20 protein-coding genes and 1 tRNA gene are annotated in these 20664 nt (G+C 61.6%); 3 read left to right on the top strand and 18 right to left on the bottom strand.

The window, feature by feature from the left end:
* Nucleotides 1-22: 22 nt before the first annotated feature.
* On the bottom strand, nt 23-1093 hold the full coding sequence (locus tag B4I46_RS13870; RefSeq protein WP_043864225.1) for an AI-2E family transporter: 1071 nt from the start codon (nt 1091-1093) through the stop codon (nt 23-25).
* A gap of 23 nt (nt 1094-1116) precedes the next feature.
* The gene (locus tag B4I46_RS13865; RefSeq protein ID WP_043864226.1) at nt 1117-1356 is read right to left on the bottom strand and encodes a sulfurtransferase TusA family protein; all 240 of its coding nucleotides are present in this window, start codon (nt 1354-1356) and stop codon (nt 1117-1119) included.
* A gap of 128 nt (nt 1357-1484) precedes the next feature.
* Between B4I46_RS13865 and B4I46_RS13860 the strand changes: the two genes are divergently transcribed.
* Nucleotides 1485-2918 carry a M48 family metalloprotease gene (locus B4I46_RS13860; protein WP_196932125.1) on the top strand — a complete coding sequence of 478 codons (1434 nt, stop codon included), beginning with the start codon at nt 1485-1487 and terminating at the stop codon, nt 2916-2918.
* An 82-nt stretch (nt 2919-3000) separates the two neighbouring features.
* Here B4I46_RS13860 and nadA read toward each other — a convergent pair whose 3' ends face one another.
* The 6 genes from nadA to B4I46_RS13830 form a co-directional block, all read right to left on the bottom strand.
* Nucleotides 3001-4059 (bottom strand): quinolinate synthase NadA, encoded by a 1059-nt coding sequence (gene nadA, locus B4I46_RS13855; RefSeq protein ID WP_043864228.1) that lies wholly within the window; start codon nt 4057-4059, stop codon nt 3001-3003.
* Nucleotides 4060-4268: 209 nt separating this feature from the next.
* Nucleotides 4269-5759: a YdgA family protein gene (locus tag B4I46_RS13850; protein ID WP_286900647.1), complete on the bottom strand. Its 1491-nt coding sequence runs from the start codon at nt 5757-5759 to the stop codon at nt 4269-4271.
* Nucleotides 5760-5799: 40 nt separating this feature from the next.
* Complete coding sequence (locus B4I46_RS13845; protein WP_043864299.1) at nt 5800-6669, bottom strand: isocitrate lyase/PEP mutase family protein; 870 nt, start codon at nt 6667-6669, stop codon at nt 5800-5802.
* Between the two features lie 216 nt (nt 6670-6885).
* Complete coding sequence (locus B4I46_RS13840) at nt 6886-7704, bottom strand: methyltransferase domain-containing protein (RefSeq protein WP_043864230.1); 819 nt, start codon at nt 7702-7704, stop codon at nt 6886-6888.
* 26 nt (nt 7705-7730) lie between these two features.
* The gene (locus tag B4I46_RS13835) at nt 7731-8093 is read right to left on the bottom strand and encodes a DUF1641 domain-containing protein (RefSeq protein WP_058541513.1); all 363 of its coding nucleotides are present in this window, start codon (nt 8091-8093) and stop codon (nt 7731-7733) included.
* 26 nt (nt 8094-8119) lie between these two features.
* On the bottom strand, nt 8120-9310 hold the full coding sequence (locus tag B4I46_RS13830) for an NAD(P)/FAD-dependent oxidoreductase (protein ID WP_286900646.1): 1191 nt from the start codon (nt 9308-9310) through the stop codon (nt 8120-8122).
* A gap of 1054 nt (nt 9311-10364) precedes the next feature.
* Between B4I46_RS13830 and mgtA the strand changes: the two genes are divergently transcribed.
* The gene (mgtA, locus tag B4I46_RS13825; protein ID WP_043864233.1) at nt 10365-13076 is read left to right on the top strand and encodes a magnesium-translocating P-type ATPase; all 2712 of its coding nucleotides are present in this window, start codon (nt 10365-10367) and stop codon (nt 13074-13076) included.
* A 25-nt stretch (nt 13077-13101) separates the two neighbouring features.
* Complete coding sequence (locus B4I46_RS13820; RefSeq protein WP_078480038.1) at nt 13102-13452, top strand: DUF2493 domain-containing protein; 351 nt, start codon at nt 13102-13104, stop codon at nt 13450-13452.
* A 158-nt stretch (nt 13453-13610) separates the two neighbouring features.
* Here the strand turns inward: B4I46_RS13820 and B4I46_RS13815 are convergent.
* The 10 genes from B4I46_RS13815 to ybgC all read right to left on the bottom strand — a co-directional run bounded on the left by B4I46_RS13815 (nt 13611) and on the right by ybgC (nt 20616).
* Nucleotides 13611-13686, bottom strand: a tRNA-Lys gene (locus B4I46_RS13815).
* A 61-nt stretch (nt 13687-13747) separates the two neighbouring features.
* Complete coding sequence (queC, locus tag B4I46_RS13810; RefSeq protein WP_058541509.1) at nt 13748-14422, bottom strand: 7-cyano-7-deazaguanine synthase QueC; 675 nt, start codon at nt 14420-14422, stop codon at nt 13748-13750.
* 15 nt (nt 14423-14437) lie between these two features.
* Nucleotides 14438-15085: a 7-carboxy-7-deazaguanine synthase QueE gene (queE, locus tag B4I46_RS13805; RefSeq protein ID WP_043864236.1), complete on the bottom strand. Its 648-nt coding sequence runs from the start codon at nt 15083-15085 to the stop codon at nt 14438-14440.
* A gap of 158 nt (nt 15086-15243) precedes the next feature.
* Nucleotides 15244-16056, bottom strand: coding sequence for a tol-pal system protein YbgF (ybgF, locus tag B4I46_RS13800; RefSeq protein ID WP_054914972.1), 813 nt, complete (start codon nt 16054-16056; stop codon nt 15244-15246).
* 6 nt (nt 16057-16062) lie between these two features.
* On the bottom strand, nt 16063-16560 hold the full coding sequence (gene pal, locus B4I46_RS13795; protein WP_042121796.1) for a peptidoglycan-associated lipoprotein Pal: 498 nt from the start codon (nt 16558-16560) through the stop codon (nt 16063-16065).
* A 52-nt stretch (nt 16561-16612) separates the two neighbouring features.
* Nucleotides 16613-17863 (bottom strand): Tol-Pal system beta propeller repeat protein TolB, encoded by a 1251-nt coding sequence (gene tolB / locus B4I46_RS13790; RefSeq protein WP_213085823.1) that lies wholly within the window; start codon nt 17861-17863, stop codon nt 16613-16615.
* A gap of 47 nt (nt 17864-17910) precedes the next feature.
* Nucleotides 17911-18996 (bottom strand): cell envelope integrity protein TolA, encoded by a 1086-nt coding sequence (gene tolA, locus B4I46_RS13785; protein WP_043864239.1) that lies wholly within the window; start codon nt 18994-18996, stop codon nt 17911-17913.
* Nucleotides 18996-19448 carry a protein TolR gene (gene tolR / locus B4I46_RS13780; protein ID WP_043864240.1) on the bottom strand — a complete coding sequence of 151 codons (453 nt, stop codon included), beginning with the start codon at nt 19446-19448 and terminating at the stop codon, nt 18996-18998. Before tolR ends, tolA begins: the two co-directional genes overlap by 1 nt.
* A gap of 14 nt (nt 19449-19462) precedes the next feature.
* Nucleotides 19463-20158: a protein TolQ gene (gene tolQ / locus B4I46_RS13775; RefSeq protein WP_043864241.1), complete on the bottom strand. Its 696-nt coding sequence runs from the start codon at nt 20156-20158 to the stop codon at nt 19463-19465.
* A 2-nt stretch (nt 20159-20160) separates the two neighbouring features.
* Nucleotides 20161-20616, bottom strand: a complete 456-nt coding sequence (gene ybgC / locus B4I46_RS13770; protein ID WP_043864242.1) for a tol-pal system-associated acyl-CoA thioesterase — start codon at nt 20614-20616, stop codon at nt 20161-20163.
* Between the last annotated feature and the right edge of the window lie 48 nt (nt 20617-20664).

The following is a 20664-nucleotide window of genomic DNA, read 5'->3' as shown; positions in this document are numbered from 1 at the left end:
GCCGGCGAAGCGTGCGCCGCGGCTAGAGCAGTGGCGCCACCACCGGCTCACGCCGCGGCCAGGCGTCGAGCACCGCCTTGAACAGCGTAGCCAGCGGGATCGCGAAGAAGATCCCCCAGAAGCCCCACAATCCGCCAAACAGCAGTACTGCACAGATGATCGCCACCGGGTGCAGGCTGACCGCTTCGGAGAACAGCAGCGGCACCAGCACGTTGCCGTCCAGCGCCTGGATGATCGCGTACACCGCCATCAGGTAGATGAACTGGTCGCCCCAGCCCCACTGGAACAGGGCAATCAGGGTCACCGGTACGGTTACCACCACCGCCCCCACATACGGCACCACCACCGACAACCCCACCAGCAGCGCAAGCAGCGCCGCATAGTTCAGGCCCAGTGCGATGAACGCGATGTAGGTGGCCACGCCGCAGATCAGGATCTCGATGCCCTTGCCGCGAATGTAGTTGGCGATCTGGCGGTTCATCTCCTCGGCCACGCGGGTCATCAGGGCCCGCTCGCGCGGCAGGTAGCCGCTGACCCAGCGCGCGATCTGCTCGCGGTCCTTGAGAAAGAAGAACACCAGGATCGGCACCAGCACCAGGTAGATCATGATGTTGACCAGCAACGGCAGGCTCGACAGCGAGAAGGTCAGCGCCCATTGACCGAACTTGCCGATCTCGCCGCGCATCGCCTCGATGGCCTGCAGCACCTGCTCATCCGAGACCAGATGCGGGTAGCGCTCCGGCAGCAGCAACAGCAGCGACTGCCACTTGCCAAGCATGCCCGGCAGTTCGTTGAACAGGGTGATCAACTGGTGCCAGAGCAACGGCACCAGCACCAGCAGGAACACCGCCAGCGCGCTCAGGAACAGCAGGAACACCAGCCCCACCGCCACCTTGCTGGGCACCCGCAGGCGCTCCAGCGCATTGACCAGGCCCTGCATCAGGAACGCCAGCACCATGCCCGCCAGCACCGGCGCCAGCATGCCGCCCAGGGTCAGTATCGCGGTGAACCCCAGAAACAGCAGGACCGCCAGCACCACCGCTTCTTCATCCGAGAAATAGCGGTGCAGCCAGCCACGAAGCACTTTGAACATCGGTGATCCTTAAAAAGAAGGGTTCAGGCTTTCTTGAGCCAGTAGGTGTAGACCCCGGCGTCGGCCTGCTCATGCAGCAGCGTATGACCGGCCAGGCGGGCAAAAGTGCGGAAGTCGCGCTGCGAGCCGGCATCGGTGGCCACCACCTTGAGTACTGCACCACTGCCCAGGCGGTTGAGCTCCATCTTGGCCTTGAGCAACGGCAAGGGGCAATTCAGGCCGCTGGCATCCAGTTCGGCGTCGCAGGGTACGGCATCGGTCATCGGGCTTCTCCAGGCAGGTGCATGCCCACGGCAGGTAGCGGCATGCACAGACCTCGTAGGATACCGCCACTGGTCGTCAACGTGTGAGCCGGCTACAGTAAGGTTCTTTGTCGACCCGAGCTTCGTGCATGAATTTTCTGCGCCCTACCCTGCTGACGCTGGCTTGCCTGCTGGCTCTACCGAGCCATGCCGACGACCTGCCGTCACTCGGCGACGCCAGCTCGGCCATCGTTTCCCCGCAACAGGAACATCAACTGGGCCGCGCCTGGTTGAGCCTGCTGCGCGGCAACGTGCGCCAGCTGTCCGACCCCCAGCTCAAGGACTACGTCGAAACCAGCGTCTACCGCCTTGCCGAAACCAGCCAGCTGCAGGACCGGCGCCTGGAGTTCATCCTGATCGACAGCAAGGAACTCAACGCCTTCGCCGCCCCTGGCGGGATCGTGGGGGTCAACGGCGGCCTGTTCCTGAACGCCCAGACCGAGGGCGAGTACGCCTCGGTGCTGGCCCACGAACTGGCGCACTTGTCGCAACGCCACTTCGCCCGCGGCGTGGAAGCCCAGCAACGCATGCAACTGCCGATGATGGGCGCCCTGCTGGTGGGCATCATTGCCGCCGCTGCCGGGGCTGGCGATGCCGGCATCGCCGCGATTGCCGGCACCCAGGCCGCCGCCATCCAGGAACAACGGCGCTTCTCGCGCCAGAACGAACAGGAAGCCGACCGCATCGGCATCCTCAACCTGGAAAAGGCCGGCTACGATCCGCGCAACATGCCGACCATGTTCGAACGGCTGATGCGCCAGTACCAGTACAGCGCCAAGCCACCGGAATTTCTGCTGACTCACCCGGTTACCGAGTCGCGGGTCGCCGACACCCGCAACCGTGCCGAACAGGCCCCCAAGGGCGGTGTGGACGACAGCCTGCGCTACCAGTTGATTCGTGCACGCCTGCAACTGACCTACGAAGGCACGCCGGGCCTGGGTGCCAAGCGCTTCCGCGCCCTGCTGGACGAAAACCCCAACCTGGATGCGGCGCGTTACGGCCTGGCACTGGCGCAGATCAAGGGCGGCCAGCTCAACGAGGCCCGCGAGAGCCTCAAGCCCTTGCTCGCCAAGGCACCCAACGACATCACCTACAACCTTGCGCAGATCGACCTGGACGTCACCAACAACCGCCTGGCCGATGCCCAGCAACGGGTGGAGAAGATGCGATCCCTGTACCCGGGCAACTACCCGCTGCAGCAGTCACGCATCGACCTGCTGCTCAAGCAGAACCGCCCGGCCGAGGCAGAGAAGGCGCTGGATGCGCTGCTCAAGAATCGGCCGCAAGACCCGGATGTCTGGTATGAGGTGGCGGAGGTTCGCGGCCTGTCGGGCAACACAATCGGCCTGCACCAGGCTCGCGCCGAGTACTTTGCCCTGGTGGGCGACTTCGACCAGGCCTTGCAGCAACTCGACTACGCCAAGCAGCGGGCGGGCAACAACTTTGTGCTGTCGTCGAAGATCGATGCCCGTCAGCGCGAGCTGATGGAACAGCAGCGGATGGTCAAGGACATGATGCGCTGACACGCATCAAGGTAGCGCGCACACCATATCGCGGGTCAGCCCCGCCCCCTTGTGGGAGCGGGCTCGACCCGCGACGCTGCTTTCAGGCGTTGCCGGAGAGCTTGAGCCGCGCCGCCTGGGTGAAGTCCAGCATGCGCTTGAGTGGCTTGAGTGCCTGCGGGATAAGCGCCGGCTCGACGAAGATCTCGTTGCTGCCCTCGCGCAGGCACTGCAAGGTGCGCTCAAGCGTGTTCATCGCCATCCACGGGCAGTGCGCGCAACTGCGGCACGCCGCGCCGTTGCCGGCAGTGGGCGCCTCGACGAAGACCTTGTCCGGGCACAGCTGCTGCATCTTGTAGAAAATGCCGCGGTCGGTGGCCACGATGAAGGTCTTGTTCGGCATGCGCTGCGCAGCCGCAATCAGCTGGCTGGTGGAACCCACCGCATCGGCCAGGTCGATCACCGCCTCTGGCGACTCGGGGTGTACCAGGATCGCCGCGTCCGGGTACAGCGCCTTCATGTCCAGCAACTGACGCGACTTGAACTCCTCGTGAACGATGCAGGCACCGTCCCACAGCAGCATGTCGGCGCCGGTGTTCTTCTGGATGTAACGGCCCAGGTGCTGGTCAGGCCCCCAGATGATGGTCTCGCCGTTGTCCATCAGGCTTTCGACGATCTCCAGCGCACAGCTGGAGGTCACCACCCAGTCGGCCCGCGCCTTGACCGCCGCCGACGTGTTGGCATACACCACAACGGTGCGCTCGGGGTGCTTGTCGCAGAACGCCGAAAAGTCCTCCACCGGGCAACCCAGGTCGAGCGAGCAGGTAGCCTCCAGGGTCGGCATCAGCACGCGCTTTTCGGGGTTGAGGATCTTCGCCGTCTCACCCATGAAGCGTACACCGGCCACCACCACGGTCTTGGCCGGATGCTGGTTGCCGAAACGGGCCATCTCCAGCGAGTCGGACACGCAACCGCCGGTCTCCTCGGCCAGGGCCTGGATCACCGGATCACAGTAGAAGTGGGCCACCAGCACGGCGTCCTGAGCCTTGAGCTCGGCGGCGATGGCGGCACGGTAGTCAGCCTCTTGCTCGGGCGTCAGCGGCTTGGGCTGCTTGGCGTCGAGGTGGGCCTGGACCAGAAGGCGTTCGGAAATCTGGGTCATGTTCGCAAGACCTGCAGGCGCTAGTGCGCGTAAGTCGAGTGTATCACCGAGCCCTGGCAAATCGGATAACGGTTCAGCCTGTACGACAGAACCAAAGACCCTCTGCGGCCTCGGGTTTTATGGGTTGCCGAAGGCTACAGTTAATCGAATGAATTCTAAAGGGTTTTTTGCCAAACTAGGCTGGCGGGGCAAGCCCGCCAGCCCAGCGGTCAGTTGCCTGCCGGTTGCAGGCCGCCGAGGCTGGACATCACCAGCGCGGCGAACTCTTCAACGGTCATCTTCTGCCCGTTGAAGGCCACCTGGCCATCGGCATAGTGCAGGTTGGCAATGATGTCATTGCCCTTGAGCGTGGCCAGCTTGGAATACAAGGCCATCTGCCCGACCATCTCGCCGGCCATTGCGGCCTGCTTGACCTGCGCCTCGTCCTGCCCTTCCAGGCTGGCCTGCAAGGCTGCCAGGTCACCGATCATCGGCTTGGACAGCGACAAGCTGCTCTGCAGTTTCTCGATCATCTGGCGCACCAGCTGATCGGAAGGCAGGTCGGCCGACGTCGGCTTGGCCAAGTCCAGGGTGAGGTTGAAGCGACTTTCACCGTTGGCGGTCTTGAAGGAAAGGTCCTCCACGGCCACCTGAGGCTTGCCCGCCAGCAACTGCATCATCTGCACCTGCATCAGCGCCTGCTCTTCGGCATTCAGCTCCAGCTCGGGCGGTTGGCCGGCAGCGGCCGTCTCCTGCAACTGGGGCATGTGCTTCTCATAGATCGCCATGATCGCCTGCAGCGCAGGGATATCGAAGCGGTTGACCGCCACCACCAGTTGCCCGCCGCCCACGGCCTTGCCGTCATAGGTGATGGCGTCGACCTTGTAGGCGGCCCTGGCATCGACCTTGTCGCCGGTGACCTTGTAGGTGTTGCGTTGCTCCACACCCTTGACGCTCAGCGGTACCTGGCGATCGCCAAAGGTGAAGGCGCTGTCGTCCAGGGTCACGTCGGCCTGGCCTTCATAGAAGTCGTAGGGCGTCAGGGTGAGGTCTGCAACCAGTTTCAGGCCCTTGAGGTCGAACTTGAGCGGCGGCGTCTCGCTATCGACCATCGACACCTGCAAGGTGCCCATGCTGCCGTCGAGCTTGAGGCGCTTGCCTTCGAAGTCGCCGCTCATGCCCAGGTCGAAGCCGGAGAACTTCACCGACGAACCGTCCTTGGCGATGTCCAGGGGCATCAGCCTCAACGTGCCGTCATACGACTGGTCATAGCCCAGGCTGAACTCGCCCTGCACCGGCGAGACATCACCGCTGGCCGCATACCACTCGGCTGTGGTGGCATCCTTCTCGATCGAGGTGCTGGATGCCGCCATCACCGGCATCAGCTTGAATGCCTTGACCCGCTGCCAGGGAAACGGCCCGTGCTCGATGCGATCGACCAGGGTCAGTTCCAGGTTGCTCGGCTCATCGCCCAGCTCCAGGTTCTGCACGGTGAACCTGTAACGCGCGACACTGCTGAACAGGTGTTGCTCCAGCGATACCAGCTCAAGCCGCGCCGTGGCACCCAGGCCCTTGAACGACTTTTGCATCTGCAGATTGGACTGTGCGGTAGCGTGCTCCAGCACGCCAGGCAACTGCTTGCCCGTATACCACGCCCCGGCCGTGCATACGGCCGCTACGGCGACGGCAAGCCCGCACACCACTCCCAGTGTTTTCTTCATGAATTGATCCGTTTGCTATCCATATTGAGGTGAAGCGATGTTACTCGTTGACGTCCATGAACTCCCGCGCCCAGACGATGTAGTCGCCGGGCACGGTGTAGGTATGGGTGAGTTCGGTGGCACTGAGGTCCGAGGCGCTGCTGGTGATGCGGCGCTGCTCGCGCAGGCAGTCGTAGGTGGCCTTGATCGCGGCGAAGTAGGCGCCATGGCCATCCACGGCGATACGCACGCCCAGCTCGGCCAGACGCGTGTCGTCGTGCAGCTGCGGGTTGCCGTAGGTCACCAGCATCAGCGGCACGCTGACGTGGCGGGCAATCTCTTCGAGGTGATCGAAATCGCGAATGCCGACCATGCACACGCCGTCGGCGCCAGCATTCTGGTACGCGACCACGCGGGCAATGACTTCTTCGACCGGGATCAGCGCGGCATTGGTGCGCGCGATGATCGACAGCTCCTGGTCGACGCGAGCCTCCAGGGCAGCGCGGATCTTGCCCACGCCTTCGTCGATGCTGATCAGGTCGGTGGACTTGCGCCCGAACTGGGCAGGCAGCAGGGTGTCTTCGATGGTCAGCGCAGCCACGCCGGCGCGCTCGAGCTCGGTGACGGTGCGCATCACGTTCAGCGCGTTGCCGTAGCCGTGGTCGGCGTCGGCGATCACCGGCAGCTGTGCGACACGCCCGATGCGCGTGGCCTGCTCGGCAAATTCACTCAAGGTGATCAGGGCAAAGTCCGGAGCCGCCAGCACCTGTAACGAAGCCACCGAGCCGCCCAGGATGCCGACTTCGAAGCCGAGGTCGGCGGCGATTCGCGCAGACATCGGGTCGAACACGGAAGCCGTGTGATAGCAGACCGGGGAGGCCAGTAGTTTACGAAAGGCACGGCGCAAATCTTGGTGGGAGGCTCTAGGCATGATCATTCCAGTTTCTTCATCTTCATTCTGGAGGAGAACATACCATTCCTGCCCGACACTCCGACAGTCGCCAGACCCGAACCCAAACAAAAATAAGCGAACAGAAAACGAAAACGCCCCCCCTCCAGAAGCCCTGCACGCGCTGCCCCCCTCATTCTCAGGGAGAGACCAGTCGCGGCTTGCAGGGCTGTCGAGAGTGACCGCCCAAGGGCAATCTCAGACCGAGGCCACGATGAAGGTGCGCTTGAACGGGAACAGCGTGCGCCCGTCGTCCTCACGCGGGTAGTGCGCTTCCAGAAGCCTGAGGTACTTGCGCAGAAAGGCCTCACGGTCCTCGTCATCCAGGGAGCTGAGCACCGGGCGCAGTGCCGAAACCTTGACCCAGTCGAACACCGGCGACTGGCCTTCGACCACCTGCAGATGCTCGGTTTCCCAGATATCCAGCTTGCTGGTAAGCGGCGCCAGCAACCGGTAGTAGCAGTCCAGGGACAGGACATTGCGCGCCGACATGAACTTGCGCAGCTCCAGCGTGCCGATCACCCGGCCCGCAGGCCCGCATTCGCTCAGGGCCCTGAGCATCAGGTGGTACCAGGGTGCATCCCGCCAGTTGGGCATGTGCAGCGCCAGGTAGCCGCCGGCGTGCAGATTGCCGAGCAGCCGCGGCAGCAGGTTTTCGTGGTCCTCCATGAAATGCAGCACGGCAGCGGCGAACAGCAGGCTTGCCGGCTGCTTGGGCTCCCACTGACCTATGTCGCTGTTCAGCCATTGGGCATTGACCGGCAGGGCTCGGGCCTCGGCGAGCATTTCTGCCGAGCTGTCTACGCCGAACAACTGTGCCTCTGGCCAGCGTTCGGCCAGCAGCCGGGTGGCGATTCCGGTACCACAGCCCAGATCATAGATGGACGCTGGTGCCTGCAAGGGCAGGTGATCGAGCAACTCGATCACCGGACGCTCCCTCAAACGCGAAAACTGTTGATAGCCTTGCGGGTCCCAGGTCGTACTCCCGCGCAGACCCTGTTGCTGTTTTACAAGCATTGCCACGTTCCTCTCGCTCCATGCGATCAATATTGCCGTCCAAGATTGTTCAACACCCTCAACATCAGCGCGATACCACGTCGCGTTTGCGGCTCGCGCAGCAGTTGCACCAGGCCCAGCAGGCTTGGTGGCTGGGTATCGCTGCTCTGCGCCTGCGCCATGCGCAGCGCGTTGCCCACGGTCCAGGTCAAGGCTGTCACGTCCTCGAACCCATGGGCCAGCTTGTCCACCATCGCGGTGTCGAGCAGGTCGACCAGGTCGGACCCCAGCGACAGCAAGTCGATGATGTTGTCCATGCGACCACTGACCAGCAGCGGTTCGAGTTTTTTCATCAGGGCGTCAACGCCCGGGTGAGCAAGGTGTTCCACGGTAGGTTCGAAGGTTTCCATATCGACGTACTCCTGCACCGTTCGACTCAGATCATTCCACGGGCAACCGCCCAGTAGAGGCCCCGGTTGAATCCATTGCGCAACAGGCCGCCCAGCTTGGTCGGCGGGGTGGGCACCACATCCTGCTGATAGTTGTAGGTCAGTGGCATGCCGGCGTTGAGGCCCATCTGCGCAACGGCCTGGACCTTCCCGTCGTAGACGGCGCAGGGGGTGCCCAGGCGGATCTCGCCGGCGATGTTGTTGGCCACCACCGGTGCCTGGTTATGGCAGGCACCGCCCGCCTTGCTGATGGGCAGGTCCATGGTGTCGCCGATCACGTAGACGTTCTCCAGGCCGTAGACCTGCAGGGTCTCGTGGTTGGTCGGCAACCAGCCCTCGTTGTTGGGGGCCTGGGACGCACCGCTCTGTATCACCGCGTCCACTGCACGAATGGGTGGGGTCGCCATCAGGATGTCGAACGGCTGCGCCTGGCCTTCGGCCGAATAGGCAATACGTTGATCCGGGTCCACGCGGTCCAGGGTGAAGCCACGCTGAAACCTGATGTTCTTCTGTTCAAAAAGGGTGGGCAACAGTTCTCCGGTTGGCCGCTGCATGAACAGACAGTTTCTGAGCAATTGCGCAGTGGTCGGATAGGTATAAACAATTTCAATGTTATTGCGAACACCGCGACGGCGCAGCAAGTCATCCAGCATCAAGGTAGTTTCCACCGGCGCAATACCGCACTGATGCGGAACATTGGGCGTCTGTGGGAAAGAAACGGATATGAAGATGCGCCCTTTTTCAATCGTCATCAGACGTCGCGCCAATTGTCGCGCCGCCTTGTACTGATAGAAATGATCCCCCGCCTCCTGCAGCCCCTCGATGCGCTCGGGAGCGGGTACGCAGCCCGTCGCGATCACCAGAAAGTCATAGCCCACGCGCCTTCCAGAGCGGGTGTGCAGGGTTTGCCCGGTGAAGTCGAAGCGGGTCACCTCCTCCACCTGGAAGTCGATTTCAGGTCGCAACAGCGAACGCTCGGGCCGTTTCAGGTCTTCCTGGAAATAGCTGTTGAAGGCAACGTACATGAAGGCAGGTTTGTAATAATGATCCGGCGAATTCGACAGCAGCTTGACCGTGACCTGGTGTTTGAGTATTTCCGGGTAAAGTTGTCTGACCAATTGATTGGCGAGCATCGTGCCGCCTACACCTCCCCCCACGACGACAATAGTTTTAGACATAGCCCCACTCCCTGGCTGGTTTTGAATCCATGCCAAGTACCATAGCAATTATAAAAAAATGCCATATACAGAATCGCTATAGCAAAACAGACATTAATTGCTGTTTCAAAAAACAGTACCCTTCCACCGGTGAAACTCTGCCCACTTCGCATTATTTCTTGGCACAGGCAGACTCTCCTCTGCCGCTGACTGCTTTGTGTGAAATTTTATTAACGTTTCAATTTTCACGCCTGATTGCTGTTGACTTCGCTCCCCCTCCTGAGTAAATTGCGCGGGCCGGAAATCCGGCCTTTTTTCAACTCACCAAAGAAGCCAATGGACATAGTATCTAGACGCTGTCTGGTCATTGCCGCTGCGCAACGCCAGGCACTTAACCCTGAAAATGACGGGACTCGACTCCGCGGTCGGGTAAGCTGCGCTAGGGCTTGATGCTCCAACGTGGCTTGCCTCCCCGGTTCGTCCGGTCGCGAGGCACACGTTATGTACTTCACTTCTTCTGCAATACCGGGCGTACGCGCCTTCACTTCAGCCCTGCGGGCCAGGCTTCTGCGCGCGCCCAGGCTGCCCGTGCGTGCGCCAAGCCTCCCCTGCGACTCCCCTGCCAGCAGCGCCTTGCGGGCCCGTTGGCGCGTCTGCTCCACAAGCGGCCAACGCCAGCAGCGCTGGAGCCTGGACGACAGTCAGGACCCACCGAGTCGGGGCGCCGCCCTGTTTCTGCAGCACGCCTGATCCAGGTTTGCATGCATTCGGGGTGCGTACTTCCCCTTGAATAAACGGCAACTTTGCGCTTATTAAAAAACGAATTTCCTAGTTGGAAAATTCGCCGGCACTTTATTGCCTTCGCATTAATAAAAATCTGTGGAGCACATTATGGAAGAGGCCAGTAGTCGGTTCGCTGCCTGTGCACGTTCATTCAACAGGCAGCGAACGTCACCGCTAAAGATTCCACTCTTCGAATCGATCGCCTGCCCGCGACTCGACATACTTTCACTCGCCTATGATTAGTTGAGTTGTCGGTGTGTCGTGCCGCGAGCAGGCGGCAGGAGCACAGACCATGACTGTAAAAAACCCAACACCCCGCCACACCCACCCCACCCGTGACAGCAACAAGCTGTCGATGCGCGCCGCGCGCGAGGCCCAGAACGGCCTGGCCGTTACCCTGGCCAACGTCAACTCCAGCCCCGCCGGGCTCACCGAAGAAGAAGCCCAGGGCCGCCTGCAACGGGACGGCCACAACGAAGTCGCCCATGACCGTCCGCCCCATGCACTGGTGCAGTTGCTGCACGCTTTCAACAACCCCTTCATCTATGTGCTGATGACCTTGACGGGTATCAGTTTCTTCACCGACTTCTGGCTGCCGCTGCAGGCCGGCGAAGAAACCGACCTGACCGGCGTGATCATCGTGCTGGTGATGGTGTTGGCGAGCGGCGTGATGCGTTTCTGGCAGGAACACCGATCGGCCAAGGCCGCCGAAGCCCTGAAGGCGATGGTGCGCACCACCGCAGCCGTGCTGCGGCGCGAGCAGCTAGGGGCCCAGGCGCGGGTTCGAGAACTACCCATGCGCGAACTGGTGGTGGGCGACATCATCCAGCTGTCTGCCGGCGACATGATCCCCGCAGACATTCGCCTGATCGAGTCCCGCGACCTGTTCATCAGCCAGGCGGTACTGACCGGCGAAGCCTTGCCAGTGGAAAAGTACGACACCCTGGGTGCGGTGCAGGAAAAATCCGCCAAGGCCCAGGCCGCCGACCAACAGGACCTGCTGGACCTTCCCAACATCTGCTTCATGGGCACCAACGTGGTCAGCGGGACCGCCACGGCCGTGGTGGTCGCCACCGGGGCTCGTACCTATTTCGGCTCACTGGCCCGCTCCATCGTCGGCTCCCGCGCGCAGACCGCCTTCGACCGCGGGGTCAACAGCGTGAGCTGGCTGCTGATCCGCTTCATGCTGGTGATGGTGCCCATCGTGCTGCTGATCAACGGCTTCACCAAGGGGGACTGGGCCGAAGCCTTCATGTTCGCCCTGGCGGTAGCGGTTGGCCTGACCCCGGAAATGCTGCCGATGATCGTCAGCGCCAACCTGGCCAAGGGCGCGGCCGCCATGGCCAGGCGCAAGGTAGTGGTCAAGCGCCTGAACGCGATCCAGAACTTCGGCGCCATGGACGTACTGTGCACCGACAAGACCGGCACCCTGACCCAGGACCGCATCATCCTCGAACACCATGTCGATATCGGCGGCAACCGCTGCGACGAGGTGCTGCAACTGGCCTGGCTCAACAGCCACCACCAGAGCGGCATGAAAAACCTCATGGACCGCGCCGTGGTCAGTTTCGCCGAGGACAATCCGCAGTTCACCCCTCCGGCAGCCTGGCGCAAGGTCGATGAACTGCCCTTCGACTTCGTACGTCGGCGCCTGTCGGTGATACTGGCCGATGCCAGTGGTGGTCACCTGCTGGTGTGCAAGGGCGCCGTGGAAGAGATGCTGGAGACCGCCAGCCGGGTCCGCCAGCAGGGCACTGCCGTAAGCCTGGATGCCGAGCGCCGTTCGGCCCTGCTCAAACTCGCCGAGGCCTATAACCGCGACGGCTTTCGCGTGCTGCTGGTGGGTACCCGCCAAATAGCCGCAGGCGAGACGCAGACCCAGTACAGCGCCAGTGATGAGCGCGAGCTGATCATCGAAGGCTTGCTGACCTTCCTCGACCCGCCCAAGGAAAGCGCCGGCCCGGCCATCGCCGCACTGCGCGACAACGGCGTGACGGTCAAGGTACTCACCGGCGACAACCCCACCGTTACCGCCAAGATCTGCCGGGAAGTGGGCCTGGAGGCAGGCGAGCCGCTGCTGGGCCGCGACATCGAGCACATGGACGATGAGGTGCTCGCGCGCCGGGTGGAAGAGCGCACGGTGTTCGCCAAGCTCACGCCACTGCAGAAGTCCCGCGTACTCAAGGCCCTTCAAGCCAACGGCCACACCGTCGGTTTTCTGGGTGACGGGATCAACGACGCCCCTGCCCTGCGCGACGCCGACGTCGGCATCTCGGTGGACAGCGGCACCGACATTGCCAAGGAGTCGGCAGACATCATCCTGCTGGAAAAGAGCCTGATGGTACTGGAGGAAGGGGTGATCAAGGGTCGCGAGACCTTCGGAAACATCATGAAGTACCTGAACATGACCGCCAGCTCCAACTTCGGCAACGTGTTCTCGGTGCTGGTCGCCAGTGCCTTCATCCCCTTCCTGCCGATGCTGGCGATTCACCTGTTGCTGCAGAACCTGATGTACGACTTCTCCCAGCTGGCGCTGCCATGGGACAAGATGGACAAGGAGTACCTGGCCAAGCCACGCAAATGGGATGCCCGGAACATCGGGCGGTTCATGCTGTGGATAGGGCCAACCTCATCCATTTTCGACATCACCACCTTCGCGCTGATGTGGTACGTGTTCGCCGCCAACAGCGTGGAAATGGCCAGCCTGTTCCAGTCGGGCTGGTTCATCGAAGGGCTGCTGTCCCAGACCCTGGTGGTGCACATGCTGCGCACCCGCAAGATCCCGTTCATCCAGAGCACTGCAGCCTTGCCGGTAATGCTGGCGACGGGGCTGGTGATGGCGCTGGGAATCTACGTGCCCTTCTCGCCGCTGGGCAGCATGGTCGGCCTGGTTCCGCTGCCGTGGGAATACTTCCCTTGGCTGGTGGGCACACTGCTTAGCTACTGCGTGGTCGCCCAGACCATGAAGACCTTGTACATCCGCCGCTTCAAGCAGTGGTTCTGAAGAACGTGGCTCAGGGAGAACGCCTATGCGCGTACTGATTTGCGCCGGCCGCCATTACGCCGACAGCCGGGTGTGCCGGCAGGTTCTGGAAGCTTTCCAGCGCCTGCACCCGGTGCAGGTGGTCATCCACGGTGGCAGTCAGTTCCTCGGTGCGCATATCGAGGACTGGGCCCGGGAAAACGCAGCCCACATCGTGCGCTACCCACCCAACTGGCAGCACCACGGCAAACAGGCCGAACGCCTGCGCAACCGCTTCATGCTGGCCGATAGCCGACCGGACATCGTGCTCGCGCTGCCCGGCGGGGCAGACACTGAAGAACTGCTCGACCAGGCCCGAAGCCAGGGCCTGCAGACACTCTCGGCAGGCAACCCGTAGACCGGTGACCCCCTCCCGCGCCAGCTCGCACCCAGCCGAGCTGGCGCGAACGCAATCTCCAGGTCAACCCGCAGATCACGGTTCAGTTGCTGAACAGGGAGGGAAATTCAACAGACGAAAAAAAACCCGCTTTCTCATGGAAAGCGGGCTTTTCGAAATGGTGGGTCGTGTAGGATTCGAACCTACGACCAATTGGTTAAAAGCCAACTGCTCTACCAACTGAGCTAACGACCCGTTGCGTGGGGCGTATAATACTGATTTCCTTAAGGAAATCAACACCCCACCGTAAAAAAAATCAAAAATATCGGGTAGGGTCGGTCACGCCGGCTGCCCGGAAGCCATCTGCACGCAGGCGGCAGCTGTCGCACTTGCCACAGGCACGGCCTTGATCGTCAGCCTGATAGCACGACACAGTGAGGCTATAGTCGACACCACGCGCCATGCCCGCCTGAACGATCTGCGCCTTGCTCAGGTTCTGCAACGGTGCCTGGATGCGAAAGCCCTGCCCCTCGACACCGGCCTTGGTGGCCAGGTTGGCCATGCGCTCGAATGCTTCGACGAACTCGGGACGGCAATCCGGGTAGCCCGAGTAATCCACCGCGTTCACGCCGATGAAGATATCCCGCGCCTGCAACACCTCGGCCCAGCCCAGCGCCAACGACAGGAACACGGTATTGCGTGCCGGTACGTAGGTCACTGGAATGCCTTCACCCGGCGTCTCGGGTACATCGATGCTGCTGTCGGTCAGCGCCGAACCACCAATGCCATCCAGGCTCAGGCCGATCACCTTGTGCTCGACTGCACCCAGGTCACGGGCAACTCGCGCAGCGGCGTCCAGCTCGGCGCGATGACGCTGGCCGTAGTCGAAACTCATGGTATAGCAGCTGTAGCCTTCGGCCTTGGCCATCGCGACCACCGTGGCCGAGTCCAGGCCACCAGACAGCAGGATTACCGCACGTTTCTCAGTCATGACATCACTCCCCAATCAGCGTCCCGGCTCGTCGTTCCACAATTGCTTGTGCAACTGCAGTTGAAAACGAACCGGCAAATTATCGGCCACGATCCAGTCGGCCAGGTCGCTGGCCTTGACCTGATGGTGGCTCGGCGAAAACAGCACCTCCCCGGCACGCTTCTCCAGACCATACTGGATCAGCTTGGACACCGCCCAGTCATAGTCTTCACGGGAACAGATGACGAACTTGACCTGATCGTTCGGGGTCAGCAGCTCGATATTCTCGTAGAGGTTGCGGTGCATCTCTTCGGAGCCTGGCGTCTTGAGGTCTACCACCCGGCTGACGCGCTGGTCGACCTTCGAGATGTCCAGTGCTCCGCTGGTTTCCAGCGACACCTCATAGCCGGCGTCGCACAATTGCTTGAGCAAGGGGATGGCGTTGGGTTGGGCCAATGGCTCACCGCCAGTGACGCACACGTAACGCGGGCGAAAACCAGCCACCTGCTCGAGAATCGAGTCGAGGCTGCGCACGGTGCCACCACTGAAGGCATAGGCACTGTCGCAATACTGGCAACGCAAAGGGCAGCCGGTGAGACGTACAAATACCGTGGGCAGCCCAGCGGTACGCGTTTCACCCTGCAACGAGTAAAAAACTTCGGTAATTCGTAATGTGTCTTGCATAGTCGCCACGGGCGTAACAGCTAAACAGGCTGTCCGCCTCCGTCAGGCACTGCAGCGAACCCGGCATCGCGTAGTTCGCAGCAGCGTGTGTCAATAAAAGGGCATCGATTCTAACGAAAAAACCCGCGACTAGCGCGGGTTTCTTCCAGGCGGGCAGTTCAGAGCTTCTGCAGGTCGCGCTGGGCCAACTGTGCGGCGGAGGTACCCGGGTACTGGGTGACCACCTGCTGCAGAATACCCTTGACCCGGTCGGTGTGACCCAGGCGGCGCTCGACATCGGCCAGCTTGTACAGCGAGTCCGGCACCTTGCTGTGCTTCGGATACAGCTGGCTGACCTTGGCAAACGCCTGACCGGCGCCCTGCAGGTCGCCCTTGGCAAGGTTCACTTCACCCAGCCAGTATTGGGCATTGCCGGCGTACTGACTGTTGGGGTACTTGCGCAGGAAGGCATTGAATGCCTGGCTGGCCTTGTCGAAATCCTTGGCCTTGATCAGGTCGAAAGCAGCGTCGTAATAGAGCTTTTCTTTCGCCGGGTCGCCAGGTTCGCTACTGGCCGCAGGGGCGGTGGCCGCGCCTGCAGCGGCACCGGCGGCTACATCACCACCGGTGGAGGAATTCTCGGGAGTTGCAGCGGGTGCACCGCCGGCTCCGATACGCCGATCCAGGTCCTGGTAACGCTCCAGGCCTTCCTGTTTCAGGCGGGCTACATCGTTTTGCAGTTCTTCGATCACACCTTGCTGGCGCGAAATCTGATCCTGCATCTGCTGCAATTGCATGAACAGCTGACCCTGCGCCGAGGCAGGGGCCGAAACCCCTCCCCCGGCGTAGGCGCCGCTCGTACCATAACCCGCTGGCGGATAACTGCTTGCGCCGTTATAGCCAGCGTTGTCATCAACAACAGGAACCTCGGCCCAGGCCACGAGTGGCAGGGCGAGAGCCAGGACGGTTACAGCACGGCGGCACGTTCGCATATCGAATTACTTACGCAGTTCGACGCGACGGTTCTGAGCCCAGGATTGCTCGTCGTTACCGGTAGCAACTGGACGCTCTTCGCCGTAGGAAACCAGTTCCAGTTGGGCTGGGGAAACGCCTTGCAGTACCAGGTAGCGCTGTACGGCTTTAGCACGACGCTCGCCCAGGGCCATGTTGTATTCGCGAGTACCACGCTCGTCGGTGTTGCCTTCCAGGACGACGCGAGCGCCATTGCCTTTCAGGTCTTTGGCGTGAACGTCCAGAGCGCGCATGGCTTCTGGCTTCAGGTCCGAGCTGTCGTATTCGAAGTAGAAGGTGGTGATTGCGCGCAGAGCGGCTTCTTCGCTCAGGGAACCGTCAACAGCACCGGTGTTAGCGCCGTAACCAGCGTTTGGATCAACAGCGCCTTCACCAGCGTTGTCGCCGCCCTTGGAGGAGCAACCTACAGCTACAGCCATGGCCAGAGCCAGCGCAGCAAACTTACCAAACTTCAGCATTTCCATCGTGAAACTCCTAATGAACCCCAATGTGTTAAGTGTTACGTAAAGCGCCGCGTCAGTTCAGGTAAGGGGACCAGGACGGTTCTCTGACTTCGCCTTGAGCGGTAGGAAGCGGGAGCCTCACGCGTCCGTTGAGAGAGACGAGCATCAAGACTCCCCGGCCCTGCTGGCGGGTGGCGTAGATTAGCATGGTGCCGTTGGGCGCAACAGTGGGTGACTCATCAAGACTTGTTTCAGAGAGGATTTTTACACTTCCTCGCTGCAAATCCTGCGCGGCCACCTTGAAGTTGGTGAAACCTTGCTGGCGATGAATCATTACCAAGGTCTTTTCATCCGCCGACAGTTTAGGGTTGGCGTTGTAGTTACCCACGAAAGTTACACGCTCGGCACCACCACCCGAAACGTTGGTTTTGTAGATCTGCGGCTTGCCGCCACGATCCGACGTGAAATAGATGGTCGAACCATCCTTGCCCCAGAACGGCTCGGTGTTGATACCCGGGCCGGCCGTGACACGCGACATCTGGCGCGAAGCCATGTTCATCACATAGATGTCAGGGTTGCCGTCCTTGGACAGCACGAACGCCAGGCGCGAACCATCGGGCGACCAGGCTGGTGCACCGTTGAGGCCTTCGAAGTTGGTGATCTGCTCACGACGGCCAGTGTCGATGTGCTGTACGAAGATACGCGGACGACGCTGTTCGAACGACACATAGGCAATGCGCTTGCCGTCTGGCGCGAAGCGCGGCGACAGGATCGGCTCGCGCGACTGCAGCAGGGTCACGGCGCGGGCGCCGTCGTAGTCCGAACGCTGCAACGTGTAACGAGTGTTGTCCTTGGAGAAGCGTTCGGCGGTGACGTACAGCATGCGCGTGGAGAACGCACCCTTGATGCCGGTGAGCTTCTCGAACGACTGGTCGGCAATGTAGTGCGACATGTCACGCAGCTGGTCGGTAGTGCCCGAGACGCTGCCGGTCAGCACTTGCTGCTCGGTGGCGACGTTGAACAGCGCATATTGCACCTGCAGGCGACCGCCCGCTGGCACGATGCTGCCTACCATCACGTACTGGGCGCCCAGGGCCTTCCAGTCGCGGAAGATGACTTCGCTGGCCTGGCTAGGCTGGCTGATCATGTTCTGGCGCGGAATCGGCGCGTAGTAGCCGGAGTTGCGCAGGTCATTGCCAATGATATCGGCCATGTCCTCGGGCAGCACACTGCCACCCTGCAGGGCGAACGGCACGACCGCGATCGGCGTGGCACGGTCACTGCCGCTGGTGACCAGGATGTTCTTTTCTTCTGCAACGGCCATCCCTGCTGCGCAGCAGAGAACGACCAGCAGTCCTCTAAGAAGGTTAATCACAAGGCTAGATCCTCAGGTGTGAATGTCATCTTGAATGAACGATAGGGATTGAATTCGCTCGGTTTCAAGCCCTGCATTTCGGTCAGGCGGCCAATGTTCTTGACCGCTGCTACCGCAGAAGCATCGAACGGACCATCACCACTGGAGCGTGCAACGCTCACCGTGGTCACGGTGCCATCGGGCAACATGCCAATCTGCAGGACCACCGTCATGTTCTTGCGTGCAGAAGGTGGGCGCGCCCAGCCTTCGGCTGCGCGGGCACGTATCAGGTCGTCGAAGTCGCCGGCCACCTGGTCACCCTGCTCGTCGGCCAGCGCCTGCTGCCGTTCGGTGGAGTCGGACAACAGCTCGGCCAGGGCCTGGGCTTTCTTGTCTTCCGCCGCCTTGCGCGCCGCTTCTGCTGACTTCTTCTTGGCCGCATCGGCTGCGGCTTTCTTCTTGGCATCCTCGGCGGCCTTTTTCTTGGCCTCTTCGGCTGCCGCTTTTTTCTTCGCATCCTCGGCTGCCTTTTTCTTGGCATCCTCGGCGGCTTTCTTCTTGGCGTCTTCAGCGGCCTGCTTCTTGGCCTCTTCTGCTGCCTGTTTCTTGGCCTCTTCCTCGGCTTTCTTCTTGGCGAGGTCGGCCTGCTGTTTCTCTTCGACCTTCTTGGCTTCCTCGGCTTTCTTGGCCGCGTCCGCTTTTTTGGCCTCGTCGGCTTTCTTGGCCTCGTCGGCCTTCTTGGCTTCGGCCGCCTCGCGGGCTTCTTCGGCCTTTTGAGCCGCCTCTTCTTTCTTTTGTTCCGCAGCCTTCACCGCTTCCTGCTTCTGCTGCTCGACCTTCTTCTGTTCCATCTGCTCGACTTCGGTCTGGCGCGCAGCGGTTTTCTTCGCTTCACCCGCAATCTTCTGATTGGTCTGGGTGGTGGCCTGACTTTTGGACTTCAGCTGGTACAGGGTCGCCTGGACAATAGGCTTGGCCGGCGGCAGTTCCGGGGTCATGGCAAAGCTGACGAACAGCATGCCGAACACCAGAACGTGCAGCGCGATGGCCCAGACGCTGGGCCAGAAATAGCTTTCCGAGGCGGATGGCTCTCGCTGTTGCATCAGGGCGCCTCGGTAATCAGGCCAACGTTACCGACACCGGCCTTCTGCAACCCGCCCATGGCGCCCATCACCGCGCCATAGTCGACGGCCTTGTCGCCACGGATGAACACCTGGGTCTGTTTGCCCTGGTCACGTCCGGCCGCGATGATCTTGGTCACCGCGTCGGTCATTTGCGGCAAGGTCATGGCCTTGTCCATCTGCTTTTCGGTGTCGACTTCGCTGCCAAGGTTCCAGAAATAGGTCTTGTCGGCCTTGATCGAAATGGTAAGGATCTGGACGTTGTTGTCCTGCGGCAAGGCTTCGCTGGAAACCTTGGGCAGGTCGACCTTCACGCCCTGGTTGAGCATCGGTGCGGTCACCATGAAGATGACCAGCAGTACCAACATCACATCGATGTAGGGCACCACGTTCATCTCCGCGACCGGCTTGCGTTTGTGTCGAACTCGAGCCATGGGCTTTTACCTGATCACTCTTCGCTGGTGTGCACTTTACGGTGCAGGATGGCCTGGAACTCGTCGGCGAACGTGTAGTAGCGGCCGATCAAGACTTCACTGCGTGCAGCGAAACGGTTGTAGGCAATAACTGCCGGGATTGCGGCGAACAGGCCGATCGCGGTGGCGATCAGTGCCTCGGCGATACCCGGAGCCACAGTGGCCAGGGTCGCCTGCTGGGCCGAAGCCAGGCCGCGGAAGGAGTTCATGATGCCCCATACGGTACCGAACAGACCGATGTACGGGCTGGTGGAACCGACGGTGGCGAGGAACGGCAGGCTCTGTTCGAGCTTCTCTTCTTCACGCGAGATGGCCACGCGCATGGCCCGGCCAACGCCTTCCATCACGGCGTCAGGGTCGACACCCGGTTGCTGGCGCAGGCGCGAGAACTCCTTGAAGCCGGCACGGAAGACCTGCTCCACACCCGAGTCCGGGTCCGGGTTGCTACCGGCCTGGCGGTACAGCTTGGACAGGTCGATGCCCGACCAGAAGCGCTCCTCGAAGCTTTCCAGCGCACGACGACCGGCACGCAGCATGGTGCTGCGCTGAAAAATCATGATCCACGAGGTCACCGATGCGGCCACCAGAATCAGCATGACCAGCTGCACCACGATGCTGGCATTACTGACCAGGCTCCACATGGAGGTATGGTCGACGACGTTAGCTTCCACGCTTAATCTCCTGCAATTGTTTGGTTACCCGCACCATCCGCCGCCACAAAGGCTGCACGCAGCTCGGAAGGAATGGCCCGGGGTTTGAACGTATCGGCGCGCACACAGGCCACCAGGAACTGCCCCTCGCAGAGCAGCGTTGCATCACGCTCGCGCCAGACCTGCTGCACAAAGCGCAGGCTGGCACGATTCAATTCAAGCACTTGTGCGGTGACCCGCAATTCATCGTCCAGGCGGGCCGGCGCGTGGTAGCGCGCCTCGCTGGAATGAACGACGAACAAGGTGTTCTGTTCTGCCATCGCAGACTGGGCAAAGCCCAGCTCGCGCAACCGCTCGGTGCGGGCACGCTCCATGAATTTCAGATAATTGACGTAATACACCACGCCGCCCGCATCGGTGTCCTCGTAATAGACGCGACAGCGATGTGCGAACGACTCAACCCCATTTTGCGCGCGCATACTCTAGTGCTAACTCCTCAGCTTGCCAATCCGCCCCACCAACTGTTT

This window comes from Pseudomonas sp. UBA7500 (assembly GCF_002478435.1).
GTDB classification, from domain to species: Bacteria; Pseudomonadota; Gammaproteobacteria; order Pseudomonadales; family Pseudomonadaceae; genus Aquipseudomonas; species Aquipseudomonas palmensis.
The sequence above is the reverse complement of the archived record's forward strand: the minus strand, read 5'-3'. Positions and strand labels throughout refer to the sequence as shown.

Excerpts from the sequence above, each read along its gene's own strand:
- B4I46_RS13870 (WP_043864225.1), bottom strand. The coding sequence starts at position 1,093 with ATGTTCAAAGTGCTTCGTGGCTGGCTGCACCGCTATTTCTCGGATGAA.
- B4I46_RS13865 (WP_043864226.1), bottom strand. The coding sequence starts at position 1,356 with ATGACCGATGCCGTACCCTGCGACGCCGAACTGGATGCCAGCGGCCTG.
- B4I46_RS13860 (WP_196932125.1), top strand. The coding sequence starts at position 1,485 with ATGAATTTTCTGCGCCCTACCCTGCTGACGCTGGCTTGCCTGCTGGCT.
- nadA (WP_043864228.1), bottom strand. The coding sequence starts at position 4,059 with ATGACCCAGATTTCCGAACGCCTTCTGGTCCAGGCCCACCTCGACGCC.
- B4I46_RS13850 (WP_286900647.1), bottom strand. The coding sequence starts at position 5,759 with ATGAAGAAAACACTGGGAGTGGTGTGCGGGCTTGCCGTCGCCGTAGCG.
- B4I46_RS13845 (WP_043864299.1), bottom strand. The coding sequence starts at position 6,669 with ATGCCTAGAGCCTCCCACCAAGATTTGCGCCGTGCCTTTCGTAAACTA.
- B4I46_RS13840 (WP_043864230.1), bottom strand. The coding sequence starts at position 7,704 with ATGCTTGTAAAACAGCAACAGGGTCTGCGCGGGAGTACGACCTGGGAC.
- B4I46_RS13835 (WP_058541513.1), bottom strand. The coding sequence starts at position 8,093 with ATGGAAACCTTCGAACCTACCGTGGAACACCTTGCTCACCCGGGCGTT.
- B4I46_RS13830 (WP_286900646.1), bottom strand. The coding sequence starts at position 9,310 with ATGTCTAAAACTATTGTCGTCGTGGGGGGAGGTGTAGGCGGCACGATG.
- mgtA (WP_043864233.1), top strand. The coding sequence starts at position 10,365 with ATGACTGTAAAAAACCCAACACCCCGCCACACCCACCCCACCCGTGAC.
- B4I46_RS13820 (WP_078480038.1), top strand. The coding sequence starts at position 13,102 with ATGCGCGTACTGATTTGCGCCGGCCGCCATTACGCCGACAGCCGGGTG.
- queC (WP_058541509.1), bottom strand. The coding sequence starts at position 14,422 with ATGACTGAGAAACGTGCGGTAATCCTGCTGTCTGGTGGCCTGGACTCG.
- queE (WP_043864236.1), bottom strand. The coding sequence starts at position 15,085 with ATGCAAGACACATTACGAATTACCGAAGTTTTTTACTCGTTGCAGGGT.
- ybgF (WP_054914972.1), bottom strand. The coding sequence starts at position 16,056 with ATGCGAACGTGCCGCCGTGCTGTAACCGTCCTGGCTCTCGCCCTGCCA.
- pal (WP_042121796.1), bottom strand. The coding sequence starts at position 16,560 with ATGGAAATGCTGAAGTTTGGTAAGTTTGCTGCGCTGGCTCTGGCCATG.
- tolB (WP_213085823.1), bottom strand. The coding sequence starts at position 17,863 with ATGGCCGTTGCAGAAGAAAAGAACATCCTGGTCACCAGCGGCAGTGAC.
- tolA (WP_043864239.1), bottom strand. The coding sequence starts at position 18,996 with ATGCAACAGCGAGAGCCATCCGCCTCGGAAAGCTATTTCTGGCCCAGC.
- tolR (WP_043864240.1), bottom strand. The coding sequence starts at position 19,448 with ATGGCTCGAGTTCGACACAAACGCAAGCCGGTCGCGGAGATGAACGTG.
- ybgC (WP_043864242.1), bottom strand. The coding sequence starts at position 20,616 with ATGCGCGCGCAAAATGGGGTTGAGTCGTTCGCACATCGCTGTCGCGTC.